The organism is Flavobacterium sp. 120 (assembly GCF_003633605.1).
GTDB lineage: Bacteria > Bacteroidota > Bacteroidia > Flavobacteriales > Flavobacteriaceae > Flavobacterium > Flavobacterium algoritolerans.
In genome coordinates this window covers 3,547,217-3,571,366 of record NZ_RBKZ01000001.1, presented here as the reverse complement: position 1 = coordinate 3,571,366, position 24,150 = coordinate 3,547,217, and the positions used below count along the sequence as shown (strand labels likewise).

General features: G+C 36.5%; 22 protein-coding genes. 10 read left to right on the top strand and 12 right to left on the bottom strand.

The window, feature by feature from the left end; translation table 11 throughout:
• Positions 1-114: 114 nt before the first annotated feature.
• Positions 115-1,986 (bottom strand): Nramp family divalent metal transporter, encoded by a 1,872-nt coding sequence (locus C8C87_RS15320; protein ID WP_121343188.1) that lies wholly within the window; start codon positions 1,984-1,986, stop codon positions 115-117.
• Between the two features lie 120 nt (positions 1,987-2,106).
• Here C8C87_RS15320 and C8C87_RS15315 point away from each other — a divergent pair, with 120 nt between their 5' ends.
• The 10 genes from C8C87_RS15315 to C8C87_RS15270 all read left to right on the top strand — a co-directional run bounded on the left by C8C87_RS15315 (position 2,107) and on the right by C8C87_RS15270 (position 13,813).
• A complete protein-coding gene (locus C8C87_RS15315; protein WP_121343187.1) occupies positions 2,107-4,350 on the top strand; it encodes a TonB-dependent receptor in 2,244 nt (747 codons plus the stop codon).
• Positions 4,350-4,817: a thioredoxin family protein gene (locus C8C87_RS15310; protein ID WP_121343186.1), complete on the top strand. Its 468-nt coding sequence runs from the start codon at positions 4,350-4,352 to the stop codon at positions 4,815-4,817. The genes C8C87_RS15315 and C8C87_RS15310 overlap by 1 nt, the downstream gene beginning before the upstream one ends.
• Before the next feature lie 21 nt (positions 4,818-4,838).
• Positions 4,839-6,005: a lycopene cyclase family protein gene (locus tag C8C87_RS15305; protein ID WP_233550046.1), complete on the top strand. Its 1,167-nt coding sequence runs from the start codon at positions 4,839-4,841 to the stop codon at positions 6,003-6,005.
• Positions 6,006-6,107: 102 nt separating this feature from the next.
• Positions 6,108-6,518: a BrxA/BrxB family bacilliredoxin gene (locus C8C87_RS15300; protein ID WP_121343185.1), complete on the top strand. Its 411-nt coding sequence runs from the start codon at positions 6,108-6,110 to the stop codon at positions 6,516-6,518.
• A gap of 140 nt (positions 6,519-6,658) precedes the next feature.
• Complete coding sequence (locus C8C87_RS15295) at positions 6,659-8,026, top strand: rhodanese-related sulfurtransferase (protein ID WP_121343184.1); 1,368 nt, start codon at positions 6,659-6,661, stop codon at positions 8,024-8,026.
• 186 nt (positions 8,027-8,212) lie between these two features.
• Entirely contained in the window at positions 8,213-9,478 is a 1,266-nt protein-coding gene (locus C8C87_RS15290) for a regulatory iron-sulfur-containing complex subunit RicT (protein WP_099713890.1), read from the top strand.
• Positions 9,462-9,941 (top strand): gliding motility lipoprotein GldH, encoded by a 480-nt coding sequence (locus C8C87_RS15285; protein ID WP_099713891.1) that lies wholly within the window; start codon positions 9,462-9,464, stop codon positions 9,939-9,941. Before C8C87_RS15290 ends, C8C87_RS15285 begins: the two co-directional genes overlap by 17 nt.
• 9 nt (positions 9,942-9,950) lie before the next feature.
• Entirely contained in the window at positions 9,951-12,260 is a 2,310-nt protein-coding gene (locus tag C8C87_RS15280) for a penicillin-binding protein 1A (RefSeq protein ID WP_121343183.1), read from the top strand.
• Positions 12,261-12,449: 189 nt separating this feature from the next.
• Positions 12,450-13,151 (top strand): CoA transferase subunit A, encoded by a 702-nt coding sequence (locus C8C87_RS15275; protein ID WP_121343182.1) that lies wholly within the window; start codon positions 12,450-12,452, stop codon positions 13,149-13,151.
• A gap of 2 nt (positions 13,152-13,153) precedes the next feature.
• Complete coding sequence (locus C8C87_RS15270; protein ID WP_121343181.1) at positions 13,154-13,813, top strand: CoA transferase subunit B; 660 nt, start codon at positions 13,154-13,156, stop codon at positions 13,811-13,813.
• A 118-nt stretch (positions 13,814-13,931) separates the two neighbouring features.
• Here C8C87_RS15270 and C8C87_RS15265 read toward each other — a convergent pair whose 3' ends face one another.
• The 11 genes from C8C87_RS15265 to hemA form a co-directional block, all read right to left on the bottom strand.
• Complete coding sequence (locus C8C87_RS15265; RefSeq protein WP_121343180.1) at positions 13,932-15,371, bottom strand: nucleoside recognition domain-containing protein; 1,440 nt, start codon at positions 15,369-15,371, stop codon at positions 13,932-13,934.
• A gap of 55 nt (positions 15,372-15,426) precedes the next feature.
• Positions 15,427-16,140: a 3'-5' exonuclease gene (locus C8C87_RS15260; RefSeq protein ID WP_121343179.1), complete on the bottom strand. Its 714-nt coding sequence runs from the start codon at positions 16,138-16,140 to the stop codon at positions 15,427-15,429.
• Positions 16,141-16,304: 164 nt separating this feature from the next.
• Positions 16,305-16,775 (bottom strand): methylated-DNA--[protein]-cysteine S-methyltransferase, encoded by a 471-nt coding sequence (locus C8C87_RS15255; RefSeq protein WP_121343178.1) that lies wholly within the window; start codon positions 16,773-16,775, stop codon positions 16,305-16,307.
• Positions 16,776-17,013: 238 nt separating this feature from the next.
• Positions 17,014-17,400: a c-type cytochrome gene (locus tag C8C87_RS15250; protein ID WP_121343177.1), complete on the bottom strand. Its 387-nt coding sequence runs from the start codon at positions 17,398-17,400 to the stop codon at positions 17,014-17,016.
• 37 nt (positions 17,401-17,437) lie between these two features.
• Positions 17,438-17,947, bottom strand: coding sequence for a DinB family protein (locus C8C87_RS15245; RefSeq protein WP_121343176.1), 510 nt, complete (start codon positions 17,945-17,947; stop codon positions 17,438-17,440).
• A 2-nt stretch (positions 17,948-17,949) separates the two neighbouring features.
• Positions 17,950-18,942, bottom strand: coding sequence for a porphobilinogen synthase (gene hemB / locus C8C87_RS15240; protein ID WP_121343175.1), 993 nt, complete (start codon positions 18,940-18,942; stop codon positions 17,950-17,952).
• A gap of 91 nt (positions 18,943-19,033) precedes the next feature.
• Positions 19,034-19,954 (bottom strand): oxygen-dependent coproporphyrinogen oxidase, encoded by a 921-nt coding sequence (hemF, locus tag C8C87_RS15235; RefSeq protein ID WP_121343174.1) that lies wholly within the window; start codon positions 19,952-19,954, stop codon positions 19,034-19,036.
• 68 nt (positions 19,955-20,022) lie between these two features.
• Positions 20,023-21,048: a uroporphyrinogen decarboxylase gene (gene hemE, locus C8C87_RS15230; protein WP_121343173.1), complete on the bottom strand. Its 1,026-nt coding sequence runs from the start codon at positions 21,046-21,048 to the stop codon at positions 20,023-20,025.
• Between the two features lie 22 nt (positions 21,049-21,070).
• Positions 21,071-21,754: a uroporphyrinogen-III synthase gene (locus tag C8C87_RS15225; protein WP_121343172.1), complete on the bottom strand. Its 684-nt coding sequence runs from the start codon at positions 21,752-21,754 to the stop codon at positions 21,071-21,073.
• Positions 21,754-22,674, bottom strand: coding sequence for a hydroxymethylbilane synthase (gene hemC, locus C8C87_RS15220; protein WP_121343171.1), 921 nt, complete (start codon positions 22,672-22,674; stop codon positions 21,754-21,756). The genes C8C87_RS15225 and hemC overlap by 1 nt, the downstream gene beginning before the upstream one ends.
• Positions 22,671-23,927 carry a glutamyl-tRNA reductase gene (gene hemA, locus C8C87_RS15215; protein ID WP_121343170.1) on the bottom strand — a complete coding sequence of 419 codons (1,257 nt, stop codon included), beginning with the start codon at positions 23,925-23,927 and terminating at the stop codon, positions 22,671-22,673. Before hemA ends, hemC begins: the two co-directional genes overlap by 4 nt.
• Positions 23,928-24,150: the final 223 nt, after the last annotated feature.

Genomic DNA, 24,150 nt, shown 5'->3' with positions numbered 1-24,150 from the left:
CTAGTCCGGATAACAGTGGGAATCCTTTTATTTGCATTGTTGTTCAGTGAATTTCATTTACAACGGTAAGCGGGAATAGCACCTCCAAAAAATTCACTTTGGATGAAAACTTATTTAATTTTTTACAATTAGTAACGGAATAGAAATTTTGTGGCGCAATTTGTCAACTGTGGTTCCAAAGACTAAATCCTTGAATCCGGTATGACCGTGCGTTCCCATAACCAAAATGTCAAATTCTCCTTTATTGATAATTTCCGGAATCACTTTATTAGGCTCTCCAAATCCTAATTGTATGGCTACTTGAAATCCTTTTTCGGTAAGCATTACTTTGTATTCCTCTAATAATTTCTCGTCGATTAAGGTTTCGTGATCATCTGTGTTTTCGCCATAAATCATGGCTCCCACGGTTTCTACCACGTGAATCAAAGTGTATTTTGCTTCTATTCCTCCTAGTTCAAAAGCGTTATTTAAAGCCACTTCATCGGCACTGGAGAAATCTACGGAGACCGCAATATTCTTTTTTGTGTAACTTCCTGATTTAGAAAATCGCAGTTTTAAACTGTGTGGCGAATGATTTTGAATATCTATTTTGGCTTTGGCAATAAAAGGCTTAAACACAATATAAAGCAATAAAATCAAGAATCCAAAAGCTAAAGGAACTACCGTTAACCATAACAAAAGTGGATTTTCGGAAGTTTCAAGCCAACCTGTTATTTCATCAAAAACCAATTTAGCATTTAATGAAACAATGATTGTTGCAATAACCCAAGAAGCGATTTGGGTCACTTTCCCAATATGAAATCCTTTCATTTTTGATTTATCACTCACAAAATGAATCAACGGAATAATGGCAAAACCCAGTTGTAAACTCAAAATAACCTGACTCAAAATCAGTAATTTTCCCGTAACACTTTCCCCGTAAATCGTAATTACGATAACCGCAGGAACAATGGCAATCAGTCGTGTGATAATCCTTCTAACCCACGGCTGAATGCGCAAATTAAGATACCCTTCCATTACAATTTGTCCGGCAAGAGTTCCTGTAATTGTGGAACTCTGCCCGGCAGCAATTAGGGCTACCGCAAATAATATAGGTGCAAATTTACTTCCTAAAAGCGGCTCCAAAAAGCGATGGGCATCTTGAATCTCGGCCACTTCAAACATTCCGTTTTTATAAAATGTGGCTGCAGCCAATATCAAAATAGCTGCATTCACTAAAAAAGCTAAGTTTAATGCAATGGTAGAATCGATGAAATTGTATTTCAAAGCCTGCTTAATTCCGGCAGTCGTTCTTTCGAATTTTCTGGTTTGCACCAATGAAGAATGCAAGTATAAATTGTGTGGCATAACCGTAGCTCCAATAATACCGATAGCAATATACAATGCCGCTTCATTGGGCATCGAAGGAATTAACCCAAACAACACTTTATCCAGTTCCGGCTGGGCAAATATCATTTCGAAAATAAAGGAAAACCCAATGATAGCCACCAATACAATGATAAAAGCTTCCATTTTACGGATGCCTTTATTGATTAAAAATAATAATAAAAAGGTGTCTAAAACTGTGATTAACACGCCTTCAATCAGCGGAATGTCAAACAATAAATTGATACCGATTGCCATTCCCAAAACCTCGGCGAGATCACAGGCAGCAATAGCAATTTCAGCAAGGAAGTACAATATATAATTGATAAATGGCGAATAGGTTTCTCGGGAGGCTTGCGCCAAATCACGTTGGGTAACAATTCCCAGTCGGGCACTCAAGCTTTGCAACAACAGAGCCATAATATTACTCATCAATAAAACCCAAAGCAAGGCATATCCAAACTGGCTTCCTCCAGCAATATCTGTCGCCCAGTTTCCCGGGTCCATATAACCAACACTAATTAAATAAGCCGGACCAAAAAAAGCAAGGATTTTTCGGAATACTGATTTTTTGTTTTGTGTGGAAACCGATTGGTTTACTTCTTCTAAAGATTTAGCCATGATATTAAGTTATTGATACAAATGTAATTAAAAAATTTGTTTTGCAAAATATAATTTTTAGCTTTGTCTAAATTTAATTTAAGTACAGTGAAAAATTTATATATATTGTCCATTATTCTGATGTTTAACTTTGGCTACAGTCAAGAAAAAACAAGCCTTTCGGGATTTGTTTCATCAGAGAAAAAAGGGGTTTCGGATGCCCGTATTTTTTTAATTGGAACAAAATACGCCACCCAAACGGATAGTTTAGGAAACTACAGCATCGAAAATATTGCTGAAGGAAATTATAGAATTCAGATTACGACAAGCGGTTTTCAAACTTTAAAAAAGAATATAACGGTCAAAATTAATGAGAACAACATTTTGGATTTTGAACTTTCAAGTACCGAAAACCAACTCAATGAAGTCGTTGTTTCGGGAACTTTAAAAGCAGTAAAAAGATTAGAAAGTGCTGTTCCTGTCGAGGTTTATTCTCCAATATTTTTCAAAAAAAACCCAACAGCCAGTATTTATGAAGCCTTACAGAATGTAAACGGAGTCCGACCACAGCTTAATTGTGGTGTTTGTAATACGGGCGACATCCACATCAACGGACTGGAAGGTCCGTATACTTTGGTTCTGATAGACGGAATGCCCATCGTGAGCAGTTTATCCACAGTGTATGGATTATCCGGAATTCCAAACTCACTGGTGGAACGAATTGAAATCGTAAAAGGTCCCGCTTCTTCTTTATACGGCAGTGAAGCCGTGGGCGGTTTAATCAATATCATTACTAAAAATCCAACAAATGCTCCCCTATTTTCCGCCGATGTGTTTTCTACTTCTTGGCTGGAAACCAATGTTGATTTAGGAGTAAAACTCAATGTTGGTAAAAAAGCAACCGCACTTTTAGGTTTAAATTATTTCAGATACAATCAAAAAATAGACAACGACGGCGATAATTTTACCGATGTTACCCTTTCTGACCGAATTTCCCTTTTTCAAAAATGGACTTTCGACAGAAAAGAAAATCGATTGTTCACCATTGCGGCGCGAGGCGTTTATGAAGACCGTTTTGGTGGCGATGTGCGTTGGGAGAAAAAAAATCGTGGCGGTGACGAAATTTACGGCGAAAGCATTTATACCAAACGAGCAGAATTGATTGGAAGTTACCAACTGCCGTTTCAGGAAAAACTGATGCTTTCCTTTTCAGGAAATGTACATTTTCAAGATAGTCGCTATGGCACAACGAGTTATATTGCCAACCAAAAAATTGGTTTTCTACAATTAACTTGGGATAAAAAAATAGGGAAAAATGATTTGCTTACCGGAATTGCCACCCGATACAATTATTACGATGACAATACACCTGCAACTTCAAAACTGGGAAATAACAACCCCGAAAAAACGTGGTTACCGGGAATTTTTGTTCAAGATGAAATCACGTTTACTGAAAAACACAAGCTGTTACTGGGAATGCGTTACGATTACAACTCGTTTCACGGAAGTATCTTAACACCCAGAATTGCTTACAAATGGAAATTTGACGATAACAACATCATTCGTTTGAATGCGGGAACGGGTTTTAGAGTCGTGAATTTATTTACCGAAGATCACGCTGCTTTAACCGGCGCCCGTGAAATTGTAATCGCCAATAACCTGAAACCGGAACAATCCATAAATGCCAATTTGAATTATATCAAGAAAATAAATTTCGACAACGGAACTTTTATCGGAATTGAAACTTCCTTTTTCCATACCCGATTCGGTAATAAAATTGTTACGGATTATGATACTGATCCAAATCAAATCATTTATGACAACATCAACGGTTATGCGATAAGCCAAGGAATCAGTACGAACATCGATTTCAATTTTCCGAATGGATTAAAAATCATCACTGGCGCTTCCTTGCTAGACAATAAAAATGTTGAAAATGGCCGAAAAGAAACCCCTTTTCTAACCGAGAAATTCACAGCAACCTGGAGCATTTCGTATAAATTTCAAGCTATTGATTTGAATGTAGATTATACCGGAAATGTGTACAGCCCGATGCAATTGCCTCTTTTAAGCGCTTTAGATCCTCGTGCTCTGGAATCGCCATGGTACAGTTTGCAAAACATTCAATTTACGTATTCTGGCTTGAAAAACTTTGAATTCTATGCCGGAATTAAAAACCTATTAAACTTTTTGCCTAAACAAAATAATCCGTTTTTAATTGCAAGAACCAATGATCCTTTTGATAAAAATGTAACATACGATACGAACGGTCAAGTATTGGCAACACCTGAAAATCCCTATGGATTAACGTTTGACACGACTTATGTTTATGGACCGAACCAAGGAATCAGAAGCTTTTTCGGACTTCGTTATACCTTAAAATAATGAAAAAGAATCTTTATTTACTGTTGTTATTATGCTGTGTGATTCCTGCTGGATTCGCGCAAATGCATTCGGTTGCATTCGAAGAAATTGACAGTTTACAACGTATCGAAAAGAGAAAAACGATAGTTTTCATTCAAACCGATTGGTGTCAATTTTGCCATGCGATGAAAAACACCACTTTCAAAAACGAGGAAATCATCAAGGAACTCAACAACACTTTTTATTTTGTTGATTTCAATGCCGAAGAGAAACGAGCGGTAGTTTTCAATAAAACCACTTTTCAATTCAAGCCCACAGGAAACAACTCTGGAACGCACGAACTGGCGATTGCTTTAGGAACAATAAATAAGCAACTGAACTTTCCTGTTTTGTGTGTTTTGAACAGTGAAAACGAGATTGTTTTTCAGCACAGCGGGTACTTGAAACCAAAAGAATTAAAGCTGATTTTAGCCAAACTAAAAGAATAAAATTGTCTATTTTTGGGGGAAATGTCAAATTCTCAAATGAAACACTACGATTATATTTTTACCGGCGCAGGATTATCGGCTTTGATGACCGTGTATAAAATGGTGCAATCCGGAAAATTTAAGAATACAAGTATTTTGTTATTGGATGAAAACACTAAAAAAACCAACGACAGAACGTGGTGTTTTTGGAAAACCAACGATTCGGTTTGGGAAAAATCTATTTCCAAGAAATGGGACTCGGCTTTGTTTGCCAATGAAAACTTTCGCAGGGATTTAGACTTGCAACCGTACGACTACAATATGGTGAAAGGACTGGATTTTTACACTCAAGTATTTGATTTGCTTTCGAAACAAGAAAATATCACTTTCCTTCCACACAAAGTATTGGAAATTGAAGAATCTGAAACTATAATTCTGGTACAAACCGAAAGCGAATCCTTTTCCTGCTCGAAATTATTCAACAGCATTTACAACAAACACAAAGCAGATAACCATACAAAATATCCAGTTTTACAACAGCATTTTATTGGTTGGTTTATCAAAAGCGAGCAGCCTGTTTTCAATTCGGAGCAAGCAACTTTCATGGATTTTTCGGTGGAACAAAAAGGAAACACCCGTTTTATGTATGTGTTACCCACATCAAAAACTGAAGCTTTACTGGAATACACTTTGTTCTCGCACCAGCATTTAAAAACTGAGGAATACGAAAACGAAATCCAGCAATACATCGAAAAACTTGGAATTACGAACTATGAAATCGTCGAAAAAGAGCAAGGCAGTATTCCTATGACGTGTTATCCTTTTTGGAAAGCAAACACTAAAAACGTACTAAACATAGGAACTTCCGGTGGTTGGACGAAAGCCAGTACGGGCTATACTTTCAAAAATTCCGATAAAAAATCAAGTCAATTGGTTACGTTTCTGCAAAGGGAAACCGACTTCACCAAATTTCATAAAAGAACCAAATTCTGGTTTTACGATTTGCTTTTGTTAGACATTTTAGACCGAAAAAATGAATTGGGTTCCCACATTTTTTCTTCGATGTTCAAAAAAGGAAATCCAAGTTTGATTTTTAAATTCTTAGACGAGGAAACCTCTTTTATTGAAGACATTCAGGTGATTTTAAAATGTCCAAAAATGCTATTTATTAAAGCCCTGTTTCATGTTGGTTTCAAAACAATGAAATAACAATCAAACTATAACAAAACTTTATAATTGAACTCCTATTCTTGATTGTAAACTTTGTAACTTTGCAACTCGAAGTTATTATTGATTTAAAATAAAAAAGATATGTATCCAGAAGAAATGGTAAAACCAATGCAAGCGGAATTAACAGCTGCAGGTTTTCAAGATTTACATAGTGCTGAAGCGGTAGAAAACGCAATGAAATTAGAAGGAACAACGCTTGTAGTTGTAAATTCGGTTTGTGGTTGTGCTGCTAGAAACGCACGTCCAGGAGCAAAAATGAGTTTAGATGGCGCTAAAAAACCAGACCATTTAATCACTGTTTTTGCAGGAGTTGACAAAGATGCAGTTGATGCTGCAAGACAACACATGTTCCCTTTTCCTCCATCATCGCCAAGTATGGCTTTGTTCAAAAACGGAGAATTAGTACACATGCTAGAGCGTCACCACATTGAAGGTCGCCCAGCAGAACTAATTGCTGAGAACTTGAAAGACGCTTTCGACGAGTATTGCTAAAATTTACATTTTAGAATGTATTAACCCTTTCAGAGTTTAGAACTCTGAAAGGGTTTTTTATGCATAAACTTTGCGAACTTTGCGGTTAAATTATATACTTTTGCAAAAAATATATTTCTCAACTTAAAACTGTTTATAGCATGCAACTGTATAACACATTAAGCGCAGAGGAAAGAGCCATCATGATTGATGATGCCGGAAAACAACGTCTTACGCTGTCTTTCTATGCTTATGCGCAAATCTCAAATCCAACACAATTTCGTAACGAATTATTTCTGGCATGGAACTCTCTTGAAGTTCTGGGTCGAATTTATGTAGCCAGTGAGGGAATCAACGCCCAATTATCATTGCCTGCGGATAATTTCTATGCGTTCAAAGATTCGATAGAAGTCTATGATTTCATGAAAGGAATCCGATTGAATATTGCCGTAGAACAAGACGATCACTCGTTCCTGAAACTGACTGTAAAAGTGCGTGATAAGATTGTAGCTGATGGTTTGGTTGATGAGACTTTTGATGTGACGAATATTGGAATCCACCTAAAAGCCAAGGAATTCAATGAACTTTTGGAAGATCCAAACACAATTGTGGTCGATATGCGAAATCATTACGAAAGTGAGATTGGACATTTTACCAAAGCTATAAAACCAGATGTTGATACTTTTCGTGAAAGTTTACCAATCATCGAAGAACAACTTTCTGAACACAAACAAGACAAAAAACTATTGATGTATTGCACCGGAGGAATCCGTTGCGAGAAAGCCAGCGCATATTTCAAACACAAAGGTTTTGAAAACGTATACCAACTGGAAGGCGGAATTATTGAATACACGCGCCAAGTAAAAGCTGAAGGTTTAGAAAGTAAATTCATTGGAAAAAACTTCGTATTTGATCACCGCTTGGGCGAAAGAATCACAGACGATATTGTTTCACAATGCCATCAATGTGGCGAACCTTGTGATGTACATACGAATTGCGTGAATGAAGGTTGTCATTTGCTTTTTATCCAATGTGATTCTTGCAAGGAAAAAATGGAAGGTTGCTGTTCTGCTGAATGTGTAACTGTCATTCACATGCCGGAAGAAGAACAAAAAGCCATTCGAAGAGGAATTAAAAACGGAAATAAGATTTTCAAAAAAGGAAAATCAGACGTTTTGACTTTCAAAAACAATGAAGAAACGCATGGTGTTTTTGTTGCCGAAAAACCATCCCGAAGCGCCGGGACTGCCATCAAAAAAGAACCAAAAATTAAGAAAGTCTATATCGGAAAAGGAACGCATTTTTTTCCAAAACCAAGTATTGGTCAGTTTTTAATTGAAGAAAACGAAATCAAAATTGGCGATACCATTTTAATAAAAGGTACTACAACCGGAGAACAAAAAGTAGTAATCGAAGAAATGCTTGTTAACGATTTAGCACAAGAAAAAGCAGTTTCTGGAGACACTTGCACGTTTAAACTACCTTTCAGAATTCGATTATCTGATAAATTATATAAGATTCTAGATTAAATATTTAGGATAAAATCCTATGAAATTAACCCATTACAATCTGATTTGTAATGGGTTTTTTTATTAAAAATTTATGATTTATTGGCGCAAATAGGCATTGTTCCATAAAATTAAAAAATACTATCTTTACACATTAAACGTTTTAAGAACTTAAGTTGTGCTCGTCGCAACACTACATATAAGATTATGGCATGTACAAGTTGTTCAACTTCTGATGGTGGCGCACCTAAGGGTTGTAAAAATAATGGGACTTGCGGCACCGATAGCTGCAATAAATTAACGGTATTCGATTGGCTTTCTAATATGAGTTTGCCTAATGGCGACGCACCTTTTGACTGTGTTGAAGTACGTTTCAAAAATGGAAGAAAAGAATTTTACCGCAATACCGAGAAATTAACGTTAAGCATTGGCGATATCGTAGCTACTGTTGCTTCTCCGGGTCATGATATAGGAATTGTTACTTTGACTGGAGAATTGGTTAAAATTCAAATGAAGAAAAAAGGAGCGAATTACTTGGGTAATGAAATTCCAAAAATTTATAGAAAAGCCTCCCAAAAAGACATTGATATTTGGTCTACTGCAAGAGATCGTGAAGAGCCAATGAAGGTTCGCGCACGTGAACTGGCGATTGCTCAAAAACTGGAAATGAAAATTTCGGATATTGAATTTCAAGGGGACGGATCAAAAGCTACGTTTTATTACACGGCAAATGACCGTATCGACTTTCGTGCGTTGATTAAAGATTTCGCTAAAGAATTCAGTACTCGTATCGAGATGAAACAAGTAGGTTTCCGTCAGGAAGCAGCTCGTTTAGGCGGAATTGGTTCTTGCGGAAGAGAATTGTGTTGTTCTACTTGGTTGACAGATTTTAGAAGTGTAAACACCTCAGCGGCACGTTACCAACAACTGTCTTTGAATCCACAAAAACTGGCTGGACAATGCGGAAAATTGAAATGCTGCTTGAACTATGAGCTAGATACGTACATGGATGCCTTGAAAGATTTTCCGGATTTCGAAACAAAATTGGTAACTGAAAAAGGAGATGCCATTTGTCAGAAACAAGATATTTTCAAAGGATTAATGTGGTTTGCATACACCAATAATTTTGCTAATTGGCATGTGTTGAAAATTGAACAAGTCAAAGAAATTGTTGCTGAAAACAAACTAAAAAACAAAGTTTCTTCGTTAGAAGATTATGCTATCGAGATTGTTGCTGAACCGGAGAAAAACTTCAATAATGCAATGGGTCAAGAAAGTTTGACTCGTTTTGATCAACCAAAACCAAAGAAAAAACAGCATAAAAAACGCAAACCGGCCGGTGAAAATGCAATTGTAGCAAATAACAACAAGCCCGCAAACAATAACAATAATAACCGTCAGAATCCAAATGACAAAAAGCCTGCGGAACCAAGAAAACCTATAATTATTACTAAAAATGTGGATAAAAAATAGCGCTTTACTTCTTTTAGTGGTGATTCTCTTTTCTTCATGTGATAAAAAAAGAGTTTTTGATGAATATAAATCTGTTGGCAGTGCGTGGCACAAAGACAGCATTGTAACGTTCAATTTACCGGAATTAGACTCAACAAAACGATACAATTTATTTGTGAATTTGAGAGCCAATAACAATTATCAATACAATAATCTGTTTTTAATTGTGGCATTGGAATTGCCAAATGGTTTTACAAAAGTAGACACACTTGAATACCAAATGGCAGATCCTGACGGAACATTATTAGGTGATGGTTTTTCGGATATAAAAGAAAGCAAACTCTTTTACAAGGAAAATGTGCGGTTCAAATCAAAATACAAAGTCTACATCAAACAAGCTGTTAGAGAAAACGGCAAAGTTCCTGGCGTAACAGCTTTAGACGGAATTACAGAGGTAGGTTTTAGAATAGAAAAAAAAGAATAAAATAGTATTATGGCTATCAAAAAAAATAACAATCAGACAAAAAACATTGATAAGGACGTCACTTACTACAAAAAGAAATTTTGGAAAATCTTCTTTTATGGAATGGGTGCTGTCGGTTTGTTTTTCTTATTTGCTTCATGGGGACTTTTCGGCTCGATGCCTTCTTTTGAAGATTTAGAAAATCCAGATTCTAACTTAGCTACCGAAATCATATCGGCTGACGGAGTGGTTTTGGGTAAGTATTTCGAAAAAAACAGGTCTCAATTACGCTATTCAGACTTACCAAAAAACCTCGTACAAGCATTAATCGCTACTGAAGATGCTCGTTTTTATGAGCATTCCGGTATTGATGGTAGAGGAACTTTAAGAGCTATTTCAAGTTTAGGAACAAGCGGTGGAGCGAGTACGTTGACACAGCAATTAGCCAAACAATTATTTCACGGAGAAGGATCTAAATTCCTGCCTTTTAGAATTGTACAAAAAATAAAAGAATGGATTATTGCTATTCGATTAGAAAGACAATACACTAAAAATGAAATCATTGCCATGTATTGTAATGTGTATGATTTTGGAAATAATTCTGTCGGAGTAAGTTCAGCGGCAAAAACCTATTTCTCCAAAGAGCCAAAGGATTTAACCATCAGTGAGTCGGCAATATTAGTGGGAATGTTTAAAAATTCAGGTTTATACAATCCTATCAGAAACCCGCAAGGTGTAAAAAACCGCAGAAACGTGGTGCTTTTGCAAATGGAAAAAGGAAAAATCATTTCAAAAGAAGAGAAGGAAAGACTGCAAAGTTTACCGATCAAATTAAATTTCAAATTAGAAACACATAAAGACGGAACGGCAACTTATTTTAGAGAATATCTTCGCGATTACATGAAGAAATGGGCCGAGGAAAATAAAAAACCGGATGGTTCTGATTATGACATCTACAAAGACGGTCTGAAAATTTACACTACGATTGATTCCAGAATGCAATTGCATGCTGAAGAAGCGGTTACTGCTCACATGGCAAACCTTCAAGAAGAGTTTTTCAATCAGTCCAAGGATAATAAAAACGCTCCATTTGTTAATATTTCTTCGGTAGAAACACAACGAATTTTGAATCAAGCAATGAAATCATCTAACCGATGGGCTGTGATGAAATCAATGGATAAAAGCGATGAAGAAATTATAAAATCGTTCAGCGAAAAAGCAAAAATGACTGTCTTTTCTTGGAAAGGAGAAAAAGATACGATCATGACGCCATTGGATTCTATCCGTTATTACAAACACTTTTTACAATCTGGATTGATGGCAATGGAACCACAAACCGGTAATATAAAAGCTTGGGTTGGTGGTATCAACTACAAATATTTTCAATACGATCACGTAGGACAAGGCGCCAGACAAGTAGGTTCTACTTTCAAACCATTTGTTTATGCCACTGCTATTGAGCAATTAAACATGTCTCCTTGTGACTCGATTGTAGATGGACCATTCATGATTAGAAAAGGTCGCCATCATGTTACCGAAGATTGGGAACCTAAAAATTCAGACAATAAATACCGCGGAATGGTTACCTTAAAAAGAGGTTTGGCGAATTCAATAAATACAGTATCAGCAAAATTAATTGACAAAGTTGGTCCGGAAGCAGTAATCGATTTAACCCATAAATTAGGGGTGAAATCCGAAATTGTAAACCAACCTTCCATTGCCTTAGGAGCAGTTGAAATAACGGTTGAAGACATGGTTGCCGCTTACAGCACTTTTGCCAATCAAGGCGTTTATATGAAACCTCAATTTATATCTAAAATTGAAGATAAAAGTGGCGTTATCATCTACGAACCAATACCTGAATCACATGATGTTTTAAACAAAGACATCGCTTATGCGGTTATCAAATTACTGGAAGGTGTAACCGAAGGTGGTTCTGGAGACCGTTTGCGCACCACTGGCGGTGGTAATGGAGACAACCGCTGGACGGGTTATCCGTATTCGTTTAGAAACCCTATTGCAGGAAAAACAGGTACTACTCAAAACCAATCCGATGGTTGGTTCATGGGAATGGTTCCTAATCTTGTAACTGGAGTTTGGGTAGGTTGTGAGGATCGTTCGGCACGTTTCAAAAGCATCACTTATGGTCAGGGAGCCACAGCCGCATTGCCGGTTTGGGGTTATTTCATGAAATTGTGTTATGCTGATCCTGCCCTTAAAGTTTCTAAGGAAGGCTTTGAAAGACCTGCAAATCTTTCTATAAAAGTAGACTGTTACGTTCCTAAAAAGGTAATAGACACGACGGCCGTAGAACAAGATACCGAAGAATTTGAATTGTAAAATTTTCATCTGGAGCTAATCCAGCTAACCGCTATATCTTTCTGGTCCTGAAAAAAATCAGGCCCTGAAAGGATGTCGCTTTTATCTGGGCTAGGGCTTTGGTTCTCAAAATTAAATTCTGTTGTTCTTGTATTATAAACAGATTTACTTCTTCATTAAATAAAATTCGACAAATAGCAACTCATTTTTATGATTAACAAAAAAGTAAACAACGTTCAGGATGCCCTTCAAGGAATTGAAAACGGGATGACTATTATGCTTGGCGGTTTCGGATTATGTGGTATTCCAGAAAATTCCATCGCCGAATTAGTAAAAAAAGGAACTACGGATTTAACTTGTATTTCAAACAATGCAGGTGTTGATGATTTTGGTCTTGGATTGCTTTTGCAAAAGCGTCAAATCAAAAAAATGATTTCTTCCTACGTAGGTGAAAATGCCGAATTCGAACGCCAAATGCTTTCTGGAGAACTCGAAGTGGATCTTATTCCTCAAGGAACTTTAGCAGAGCGTTGTCGTGCGGCACAAGCAGGAATTCCCGCTTTTTTTACACCAGCCGGATATGGAACTGAAGTAGCCGAAGGCAAAGAAGTCCGTGAATTCAATGGGAAAATGCATGTTATGGAACACGCTTTCAACGCTGATTTTGCCATCGTGAAAGCATGGAAAGGTGACGAAGCCGGAAACTTAATTTTCAAAGGAACCGCAAGAAATTTCAACCCTTGTATGGCTGGAGCTGCAAAAATCACTATCGCCGAAGTAGAAGAATTAGTACCTGCAGGAAGTTTAGATCCAAATGAAATTCATATTCCAGGTATACTTGTAAATAGAATTTTTCAAGGTGTGAAATATGAAAAAAGAATTGAACAAAGAACCGTGAGAAAAATTTTCTAATTATGGCTTTAGATAAAAATCAAATTGCAAAACGCATTGCAAAAGAATTAAAACACAACTATTACGTGAATCTCGGAATCGGAATTCCAACATTAGTCGCTAATTATATCCCCGAAGGAATTGACGTTGAATTTCAAAGTGAAAACGGAATTCTAGGTATGGGTCCATTTCCTTTTGAAGGCGATGAAGATGCTGATTTAATCAACGCAGGAAAACAAACCATAACTACTTTGCCCGGAGCAAGTTTCTTTGACTCCGCATTCAGTTTTGGAATGATTCGTGGACAGCATGTTGACTTAACAATCCTTGGTGCCATGGAAGTTGCCGAAAACGGTGATATTGCCAACTGGAAAATCCCTGGTAAAATGGTCAAAGGAATGGGTGGCGCAATGGATTTAGTGGCTTCTGCCGAGAATATTATTGTAGCCATGATGCACGTAAACAAAGCTGGAGAATCTAAAATACTTAAAAAATGTACCTTGCCATTAACGGGTGTAGGTTGCGTTAAAAAAGTAGTTACTGAACTGGCCGTAATGGAAATAACACCGCAAGGTTTCAAACTATTGGAGCGCGCACCTGGTGTAACCGTAGAACATATTATCGCTTCTACCGAAGCTGATTTAATTATTGAAGGTGAAATTCCGGAGATGGAAATAGATTAAAATAAACACTCTTATAAACACAAAACCGCAATCTCAATAATTAATTGAGATTGCGGTTTTTTTTATGATTAGATTTGGGATTGTATCCAAAAATCAATTCAATTCAAAAATCCTATTTTTAAAAAAACCAAGTCGCCACAAAAATTGCTGTAATCACACAAATTACATCTACTATAAGCATCGTTCCTAGTGCATAACGTGTGTTTTTAATGTTCACAGAGCCAAAATAAACGGCTATCACATAAAAAGTACTCTCGGCACTGCATTGAAAAATACTTGCCAATCTAGCCGTTAAAGAATCCGCACCAAAAGTATTCATCGAGTCAATCAAAAATCCTCTTGATCCGGCAGAACTAAAAGGACGAAGCAACGCAACCGGTAAAGCATCTGTAATTTCCTTACTTACTCCCATATTTGAAAAAATGAAAGCAATCCAATCGCTAATAATTTCAAACAAACCACTGTTTCTGAATAAAGAAATAGCTACCAGCATTCCCAATACATAAGGAAAAATAGTCACTCCGGTTTTCACACCATTATTAGCTCCCACTACAAAACTTTCAAAAACTGTAGTAGATGCTTCAGTAAATTTTTTCTCATGAATAAACGAAAAGATCAAGGTAAAGGCAATTATTCCAATTAATATTAAAGCAGAAAGATTAGAGGTGAAATAGTTTTTCCCAATTAAATCCAAATGATTTACATACATCAACAAACCTACAATGGCAGCTATTAATGTCATCAATACAATCACCAAAGAAGCACTTCTAAAATTGATTTTTTGTTTGATTCCAACAATTAAAAAAGCAGCAATCGTGCCGATAAAAGAAGTAATAATACAAGGCAACATCACATCAGCAGGATTACTCGCATTTGCAGCAGCACGATATCCTATAATAGAAGTAGCGATCAAAGTAAGACCTGATGCGTGCAAACACATGAACATAATTTGTGCATCACTTGCTTTGTCTTTCTCTGGATTTATCTCTTGTAAACTCTCCATGGCCTTTAGACCAAAAGGAGTTGCAGCAGAATCTAATCCTAAGAAATTCGCAGCGAAATTTAAGGTCATATACGAAATGGAAGGATGGTTTTTAGGAATACTTGGAAACACTTTTACAAAAACGGGACTCAATGCTTTAGCTAATTTTCCAGAGGCTCCGGAAATGATTAAAAGCTCCATCAATCCACAGAAAAAAGCCAAATAAGCCATCAGCGGAAGGATTAATTCCAGTAAAGTACTTTTACACGTTGGCAATAAACCATCTGATTTTTGAACACCACTATATATTTTTACGGTTTTGTTCTTATAAACATAAGTTGTGTCAGCATTTAGCGTATCACGATTGATAATCATGGTTTGTTCAGGTGCTTTCTTGATGCTGTCTTTAATAAAAGCAGGAAGTTGCTCTGCGAATTTCTCCGAAACCAGAATTGGATCATCTTTCTTTCCATTCAAAACGTGGTCAATAGTATAACTGTCTCCAGAAAACAAACTAAACACTACAAATACAATTGCTGAAATAAAAATGACCAACCAAAATCTACTCAATACCATAATTTATAATTTTTGTAAATGTAATAAATCAATTGCAATGACAATGACAGAATGCTTACACATGAATAATCTCGTCCTCAATTAACAATTCTTCCCTGCGTAATCTCAGAAAAATCTGTGCCACGGCAATGGTATCTTTCTCGCAATAGGTTACGATTCTATCAATATCCTTATCTACATAAAACACATGCCCTACTTGACTGCCGTCGATGTCGCCTTTTGGAGAAGGGATTCCAAGCACTTTACACATCAATTTTAAAGAAGTAAAATGTTTGTAATCGCCAAATTTCCATAATTCCAAAGTGTCCAAATGCGGAATTTCCCATGGTTTTTTTCCAAATAAATTCAACTTGTTAGGAATGGCAATTTGATTGATAATCATGCGTCGGGCAAGGAATGGAATATCGAATTCCTTGGCATTGTGCCCACACAAAACATGTTGTGGCTGATTGAAATGATTGTTCAGCAGATTATTGAAATCGAGCAATATTTTCTTTTCTTCTCCAAAAAAAGAAGTCACCCTAAAATTCCGAATATCGCCTTTGATGGTAAAATAACCCACGGAAATACAAACGATTTTACCAAACTCGGCCCAAATTCCCGCTCGGTCATAAAAATCCTCCGGCGTGTATTCGTCTTTGCGCTGGTATTGGGTTTTGTGCTCCCAAAGGTCTTTCATTTCAGAATCTAATGCATTGAAATCTTCGGCTTCCGGAACGGTTTCTATGTCGAGGAACAAAATGTTATTGAGATTTATTTTTTCTATCATCAGCTAGATTTGTTAGATTTTTTGACTTCTTAGATTTTTAGATTAAATACAAAAACCTAAATTAGTAAACTTGATCGATTTTTTTGAATCTGAGACAATCTAAATTTCTAACAATCAAAGAAATCTAATGTGTCTAACCTTCTAAAAATCTAAGAAGTCTGTTTTTAAAAAAGACTTTGTTGTGTGGTTGGATTCTCATGTTCCAACAACCATTTTTTGCGCCATAAACCACCCGCATATCCTGTTAAGGAACCATCTGTTCCAATGACCCTGTGACATGGAACGACAATCCAAAGCGGGTTTTTCCCATTAGCAGAAGCCACAGCTCGAATAGCTTTAACGTCACCCAGTTTTTTAGATAAATCCATATAGCTGCAGGTTTTCCCAAATGGGATTTCGAGCAATCCTTTCCAAACTTTTTGTTGAAATTCAGTACCTTTTGGATTCAGTGCAAAGTCAAAATCGGTTCGTTTCCCTTCAAAATAATCGTTGAGTTGTGTAACGGCTTCTTGCACAACAGCAGGAATTGTAGTTGAAATTTCACCTTCATCCGAAACTGAAATTACAGATATTCCATTTTCATCACCAATGATTGTAGCGATACCTAAAGGCGTTTTGATGTATGCTGTTTCCATATTTTAAAGATAAAAAAATTAACCACATTGTTTCTAAAGAAGCAAGAAAGTTCAGAAATAAATATGCTCAAACAGTTTTAGACATAAAAAAAACCATTCGCAAAGACGAATGGTTCTTGTATTTTAGCCCCAATAGCAGCGACATCTCCCGATTTAGAAAAACAAGGCTTTTTAGCCGTAGTTTTTATTTATCGGGAATACAGCGTAGAGCGGAATTACCTCCTGAAAAACGCCAGGATTATTTCAAATTTGAATATACGTAAGCTTCTAAAGCTTTCAATTCGTCATCAGACATCGCTTTTGTAACGGCGAAGTTTGTTTTCATAACTTCATACTGGCTTGGGTCAACAATAGGCTCACCTTCACCTTTTAAAAACGTTACGATGCTTGCGTTTTTATCTTTATAAATCTTAGCAATATCCTGCAGACTTGGTCCTATCACTTTCTTGTCTACTTGATGACAGGCAACACAATTTCCTTTTCCTTTGAAAATTTCTTCTCCTAATTCCTCTGGAGTTTGCGCAACTTCTTCGGTAATGGTTGGGTATAAAGGTTCTTTTTTGACTTCTTCTTTTTTACAAGAAGCAAAGGCTAAAACGGCAAATAAAAACAACGTCTTTCTCATGTTAATTTCTTTAATTATAAGTATCTAAATTGCAAAATTACCAACCAATATACTTGGGTGGTTGAATTCCATTCAGGTTCAAATATACTAAAATTTGCGCTCTGTGATGGGTAACATGATCTTGCATCAAGTTGAGTATTTGTAATTTTGATTTTGGACCAGCAAAAAAATCTACTTTTTGGGATAATTCAACATCATTGGTTTTTTGTACAAATGCCTTTGCTTTATCAAAAGAGGCTTTTATTTCTTGGATCATTTGCGCTTTTGAAAGTCCTTTTACCGATTCTTTTTTCACATATTTCTCGCCCGAAAAATGCGTTGTACTCAACCAATTCATGTTGTCTTGTATGTGAAATAATTGTTCTCTAAACGACATTTCACGTTCAGCAGGCTTGTAATCATATTTATCCTCCGGCATAGCTTCTGCAACGGCTACTAAATAATCTTTGGAATTATCCCATTTTTCGATGAAAGTGGAAACCACCTCAACTTGTGCAAAAATGCTATTGGACAGCAATAAAACCGCTATTATTAAATATTTTTTCATTTCTATTTATTTAAAAGTATTGCAGCTTCTTTAGCAAAATAAGTCGAAATTAAACTGGCTCCAGCACGTTTGATACACATTAATTGTTCCATCATAATTTTATCGTGATCCAACCAACCTCTTTCGGCTGCGGCTTTGATCATCGCATATTCTCCCGAAACATGGTATACTGTTACCGGAACATTTACCGCATTTTTGACTTCACGAACGATGTCTAAATACGCAATTCCGGGTTTTACCATGACCATATCAGCGCCTTCTTCCACGTCCCACAACGCTTCTTTGATGGCCTCGATTCGATTGGCATAATCCATTTGGTAGGTTTTCTTGTCTTTTGGAATTTCAGTGGCGTCAACAGGAGCGCTGTCTAACGCATCACGAAATGGTCCGTAAAATGCAGAAGCATATTTTGCAGAATAACTCATGATACCCACATTGTGAAAACCGGCAGCGTCAAGACCTTCACGCAAACGCAACACGCGTCCGTCCATCATGTCTGATGGCGCTACAAAATCAGCTCCCGCTTGCGCATGAGAAACAGCCATTTTCACCAAAGCTGCATTCGTCGAATCATTTTCTACATCTCCATTTGCAATAATTCCGTCATGTCCATAAATCGAATAAGGGTCTAAAGCTACATCGGGCATTACAATCATTTCTGGACAAGCGGCTTTGATGGCACGAATGGCATTTTGCATTAATCCATCTTGATTCCAAGCTTCATTTCCTGTGTTATCTTTTAAATTTTCACTGACTTTTACATAAATATTAACCGCACGAATCCCTAAATCGAATAATTCATGAATTTCTTTTACCGTTAAATCTATAGAACGTCGAAATATTCCGGGCATGGAAGGAATTTCCACTTGTACATTTTCGCCTTCAGCAATAAACATAGGAAACATGAAATCCGCTGGACTTAAACTGGTCTCACGAACTAAACTTCTAATGGATTCGTTCGTTCTTAATCTTCTGCCTCTGTGTAATGGGAACATAAAATTTATGATTTTAGATTAGCGATTGCTGATTTATGATTTAAAACGAATTGGTGATAACAGAAAATCTGAAATCAAAAATCGTTAATCATCAATCTGCAATCCAATTTCTTGGATTCTCTAATACGTTTACTAATTTTTCTTCTTCGCTTCCGGCTTTTGCATGATGATCGTAAACCCATTGCACATGCGGTGGTAAGCTCATCAGGATACTTTCGATTCTTCCGTTAGTTTTTAGTCCAAATAAAGTGCCTTTGTCGTGCACCAAATTAAACTCCACATAACGACCACGACGGATTTCCTGCCACGTTCTTTGCTCTGAAGTATACGGTAAATCTTTTCTTTTTTCTACGATGGGAACATACGCTTGCAGAAAACTATTGCCAACTTCGGTTACAAAGTTGTACCAATCTTGCATACTCATTTCATCGGTTGCTTTGCAATAATCGAAAAACAATCCACCAATTCCACGTGCTTCATTTCTGTGAGCGTTCCAAAAATAGGCATCGCATTGTTTCTTGTATTTTGGATAAAACTCTGGATTATGTTTGTCGCAAGCGGTTTTACAGGTTTGATGAAAATGAATTGCATCTTCTTCAAACAAATAATACGGCGTTAAATCTTGTCCGCCTCCAAACCATTGCTGGATTACATTTCCGTTGTCATCGTACATTTCGAAATAACGCCAGTTCGCGTGAACGGTTGGTGTCATTGGATTTTTTGGGTGCAAAACCAAACTCAATCCGCAGGCAAAAAAATCAGCTTCACCTACATTGAACATCTTTTGCATGGCTTCGGGTAATTTCCCGTGTACTGCCGAAATATTCACGCCGCCTTTTTCGAAAACTCCCGACCCTTCGGGACCATTTTCTATCACGCGTGTTCTTCCTCCTCCACCTTCCGGACGTTCCCAAAGGTCTTCACGGAATTTGGCTTGACCTTCAACTGCCTCTAATCCTTTACAGATTTGGTCTTGAAGGTTTTGTATGTAAGAATAAAATTGTTCTTTCATTATAAATTAGTTTTCAGTAACGATTTTCAGCTACAAAAATGGAAACTGAAAACTGTGACTGTGACTGACTACTGATTGTATTCCTTCACTGCATCAATAAACGCTTTCGCGTGATCCACAGGAATATTTGGTAAAATTCCGTGACCTAAATTCACGATGTATTTGTCTTTTCCGAATTCGTTAATCATTTCGTGCACCATTTTCTTAATCACCGGAATTGGAGATAATAATCTGGATGGATCAAAATTTCCTTGCAATGTGATATTTCCACCTGACAAGTATCGTGCATTTCTAGGAGAACACGTCCAGTCAACTCCTAATGCTGATGCTCTACTTTTTCCCATTTCATTTAATGCAAACCAACATCCTTTTCCGAAAATAATTACCGGAGCATCATCAGCCAATGCTTCAATAATTTGGTTGATGTATTTCCAAGAGAATTCCTGATAATCAACCGGAGAAAGCATTCCACCCCAAGAGTCAAAAATTTGAACGGCATTTACTCCCGCTTTTACTTTTTCTTTCAAATATAAAATAGTGGTATCGGTGATTTTTTGCAATAAAACATGCGCTGCTTCTGGATGTTGGAAACAAAATCCTTTGGCCATATCAAAACTTTTAGAGCCTTTCCCTTCTACTGCATAACACATAATTGTCCAAGGAGAACCTGCGAAACCAATTAATGGCACCTCATCATTCAACATTTCTTTGGTCAATTTGATAGCGTCAAAAACGTATCCTAATGTTTCATTAACATCTGGAACGATAACTTTTTCCACATCTTGAATCGTACGAATTGGATTTGGCAAAAACGGACCAAAATTTTCTTTCATCAACACTTCAATTCCCATTGCTTGTGGAATTACTAATATATCCGAAAACAAAATCGCAGCATCCGGAGCAATTCTTCGTATCGGTTGTACGGTGATTTCAGCAGCTAATTCCGGAGTTTGACAACGGGTGAAAAAATCATATTTATCACGCAAAGCGATGAATTCCGGTAAATATCTTCCCGCTTGACGCATCATCCAAACTGGTGGACGTTGTACTGTTTCTCCTTTTAGTGCTCTTAAAAATAGGTCGTTCTTAATCATGTATTTAAATTTTAGCAGATTGCTAGATGCTTTCCGTTTTATAATATTCAATAACTTCCTCAATCACCTCTTCGATAGTTGGTGTTTCGGCAATTACTATGTTTTTAATTTTCTTCGTTTCTAATGCTGATGCTGTAGTTGTGCCTATGCAAAAACAAACTTCATTCTTGATTTTATTATTTGTCAAATAACTTTCAACGCCAGATGGGCTAAAAAATAGAATTCCGTCAAAATTTTCTTGGTCTGATATTTTAAAAGGCGCAAGTGTTGTTTGATACACTTCGATTTCATTAAAAGTTATTCCTGCGCTTTTTAATGCTTCAGGCAACGTTTCTTTACGCAAATTTCCGCTCAAAAAAGTATAGCTTTCCTTATTGTAAATCAAAGTGATTATTTCAGCTAATTCAGATGCGTAATCCAAATAAACATCAACTGTAAAGCCATGCGACTCCAGTAATTCCTTAGTTTTAATACCGACACAAAAAACAGGTTTAGTCTTTAAAACTTCCCAACCGTTTTGTTCAATCAAACTTAATACAGCATTTTGACTGCTAAAAATCAAGTTGTTGTTGATGGTATTGAGTTCGAAAAGATTGTTTTTAATTTCGATGAAATCTTGTTCTAAAAGATCAAAATTAGCGTCAAGAAATACTTGTCTTTGTTCTGCCGACAATGTTTTGGTGGATAAAATGCTTGTTTGGCTCATTATTTCTTCAAATTAATTTTAATTTCGGTCATCAATTCTGCTCCGCCATTTTCTAAAATTTCTTTGGCACAATAAAAGCCTAATTTCTTCCATTCTTGCATCGGAACAGTTTTTTCGATTTCGATTTTTTGCTTTCCATCGATAGAAAAAAGAACGCCTTTAAACAAAATATCATCTTCTACAAAAACTGCTAAAGCGCCAATTGGTGCCGTACAACCGCCTTCGAGTGTTTTTAAAAACTGTCTTTCAATGTGCGTACAAACTTCAGTGTCAATATCGTTAAGTTCGTTTAGCGCTTGTCTGCAAAATTCATCATTTGCCATAGCTACAACAACCATAGCACCTTGAGCCGGCGCTGGAATCATCCAATCCAAATCGATATAATTAGAAGGTTTCAAGTTGATTCTCTCCAATCCTGCTGCCGCAAAAACGGCTCCGTTCCAATCGCTTTCCTGCAATTTCTGCATTCTCGTATTGACGTTTCCACGCAAATCAACTACGTTGTGATTGGGATATTTATTGAGCCATTGTGCCTGACGACGCAAACTTCCTGTGGCAATTGTGCCTGCTCCATTAAGAAAATCAAGGTTGCCTTTGTGTACCAAAATATCCAACGTATTGGCTCTTTCCAGAACAGCTGCCTGAACAATTCCTACTGGCAAAGCTGTAGGAACATCTTTCATGGAATGAACCGCAATATCGACCTGACCATTAATCATGGCAATATCGAGCGTTTTAGTAAAAATTCCTGTGATTCCTAATTCGTAAAGTGGTTTGTCGAGAATGATATCTCCTTGTGATTTTACCGCTATAATTTCGGTTTTATGGCCTAAATCATTTAGTTTTTTTTCGACGGTGTGTGCTTGCCAAAGCGCGAGTTCGCTATCGCGGGTTCCTATGCGTATCGTTTTGCTCATTATTTTGTAATAGCTCCTATTTTGAAAACTTTCTCAATCCATTCTATACTTTCGTCTACCATAGTATCGTCGTCTTTCAAATGATTGGCAAAGTGAGTCGTTATTTTTTGGATAATTCTGTTGCTGATTATTTCAGCTTGCTCTTCATTGAAATTTGAAATTTTCTTACTTTGAAAATCCAATTCAGATGTTTTTATCGCATTCAATTTTGCTTTTAAAGCATTGATTGTTGGTGCAAATTTTCTGCCTTTGGTCCAAGTAATAAATTCTTCTTTAATTTCTTCTATGATGGCTTCAGCAGCAGGAATGTGTTTTTTTCTGTTTTCTAAAGTTTCGTCAGTAAGTTGTGACAAATAATCCATGTGAATCAGCGTAACACCTTCAATTTCTTCCACATTTTCATGCACATTTTTCGGAATCGATAAATCCAAAATCAACATTGGTTTTTTCAAATTCAGAATTGCTTTGTCTATAGTAGGATTTTGCGCGCCGGTTGCTACCACAACAACATCTGCTTTTTGCAGCTCCAAATGCAGTTCAGAGTAATCTTTTACGATTAGGTTCAATTTTCCGGCTAATTTCTCTGCCTTCTCTTTGGTTCTGTTGATTAAGGTAATATGTTCATTTTTAGTGTGCTTTACTAAATTTTCACATGTATTTCTACCAATTTTTCCAGTACCAAACAATAGAATATTTTTGTTTCCAATGTCTTCTACATTCTTGAAAATATATTGAACCGCGGCAAAAGAAACCGAAGTAGCGCCTGAGCTAATCTCTGTATCGGTTTTTATTTTTTTACTGGCTTGGATAACGGCATTCACCAATCGTTCCATAAAAGCATTGGCTAAACCCAATGATTTTGATTGTGAAAAAGAATTTCTTATTTGTGCTATAATTTCGAAATCACCCAGAATTTGACTGTCTAAACCCGTTCCTACACGAAACAAGTGACTAATCGCTTCTTGATTTTTATAGACAAAACCTACCTTTTGAAATGATTCAACAGAGCCTTGACTATTCTCACAAATTAATTTGATTAATTGAAACGGATGTTCCGCATAACCGTAAATTTCAGTACGGTTGCAGGTAGAAGTGACTATTAAACTCTCTATTCCTTCATTCTTAGCTTGTTCCAGCAAACGCGTTTTTGCAGCAGCGTCTAAACTAAACTTACCTCTAATCTCAGCATCTGCTTTTTTATAGCTTAATCCAACTGCGTAAAAATAGTGATGCTTTGATGTGTTATTGTTTTCCATATTTGCACTTTTCCAGAAAGTGGAACAAAATTATCACTATAGTATTTATAAAAGTAACGCTAGAAGTTCTTTTTGTATCGCTAAGTGATTTTTTAGTTCCAATTGCTTATTTTATTGTAAAAAATTCTATTTTTGTAGTGAAATCAAGTTGTTTGAATCATCCTATTTAGAGCTGTTCTAAATAAAAGAGTCTGATAAATATCATTTTCATATTAAAAAAATA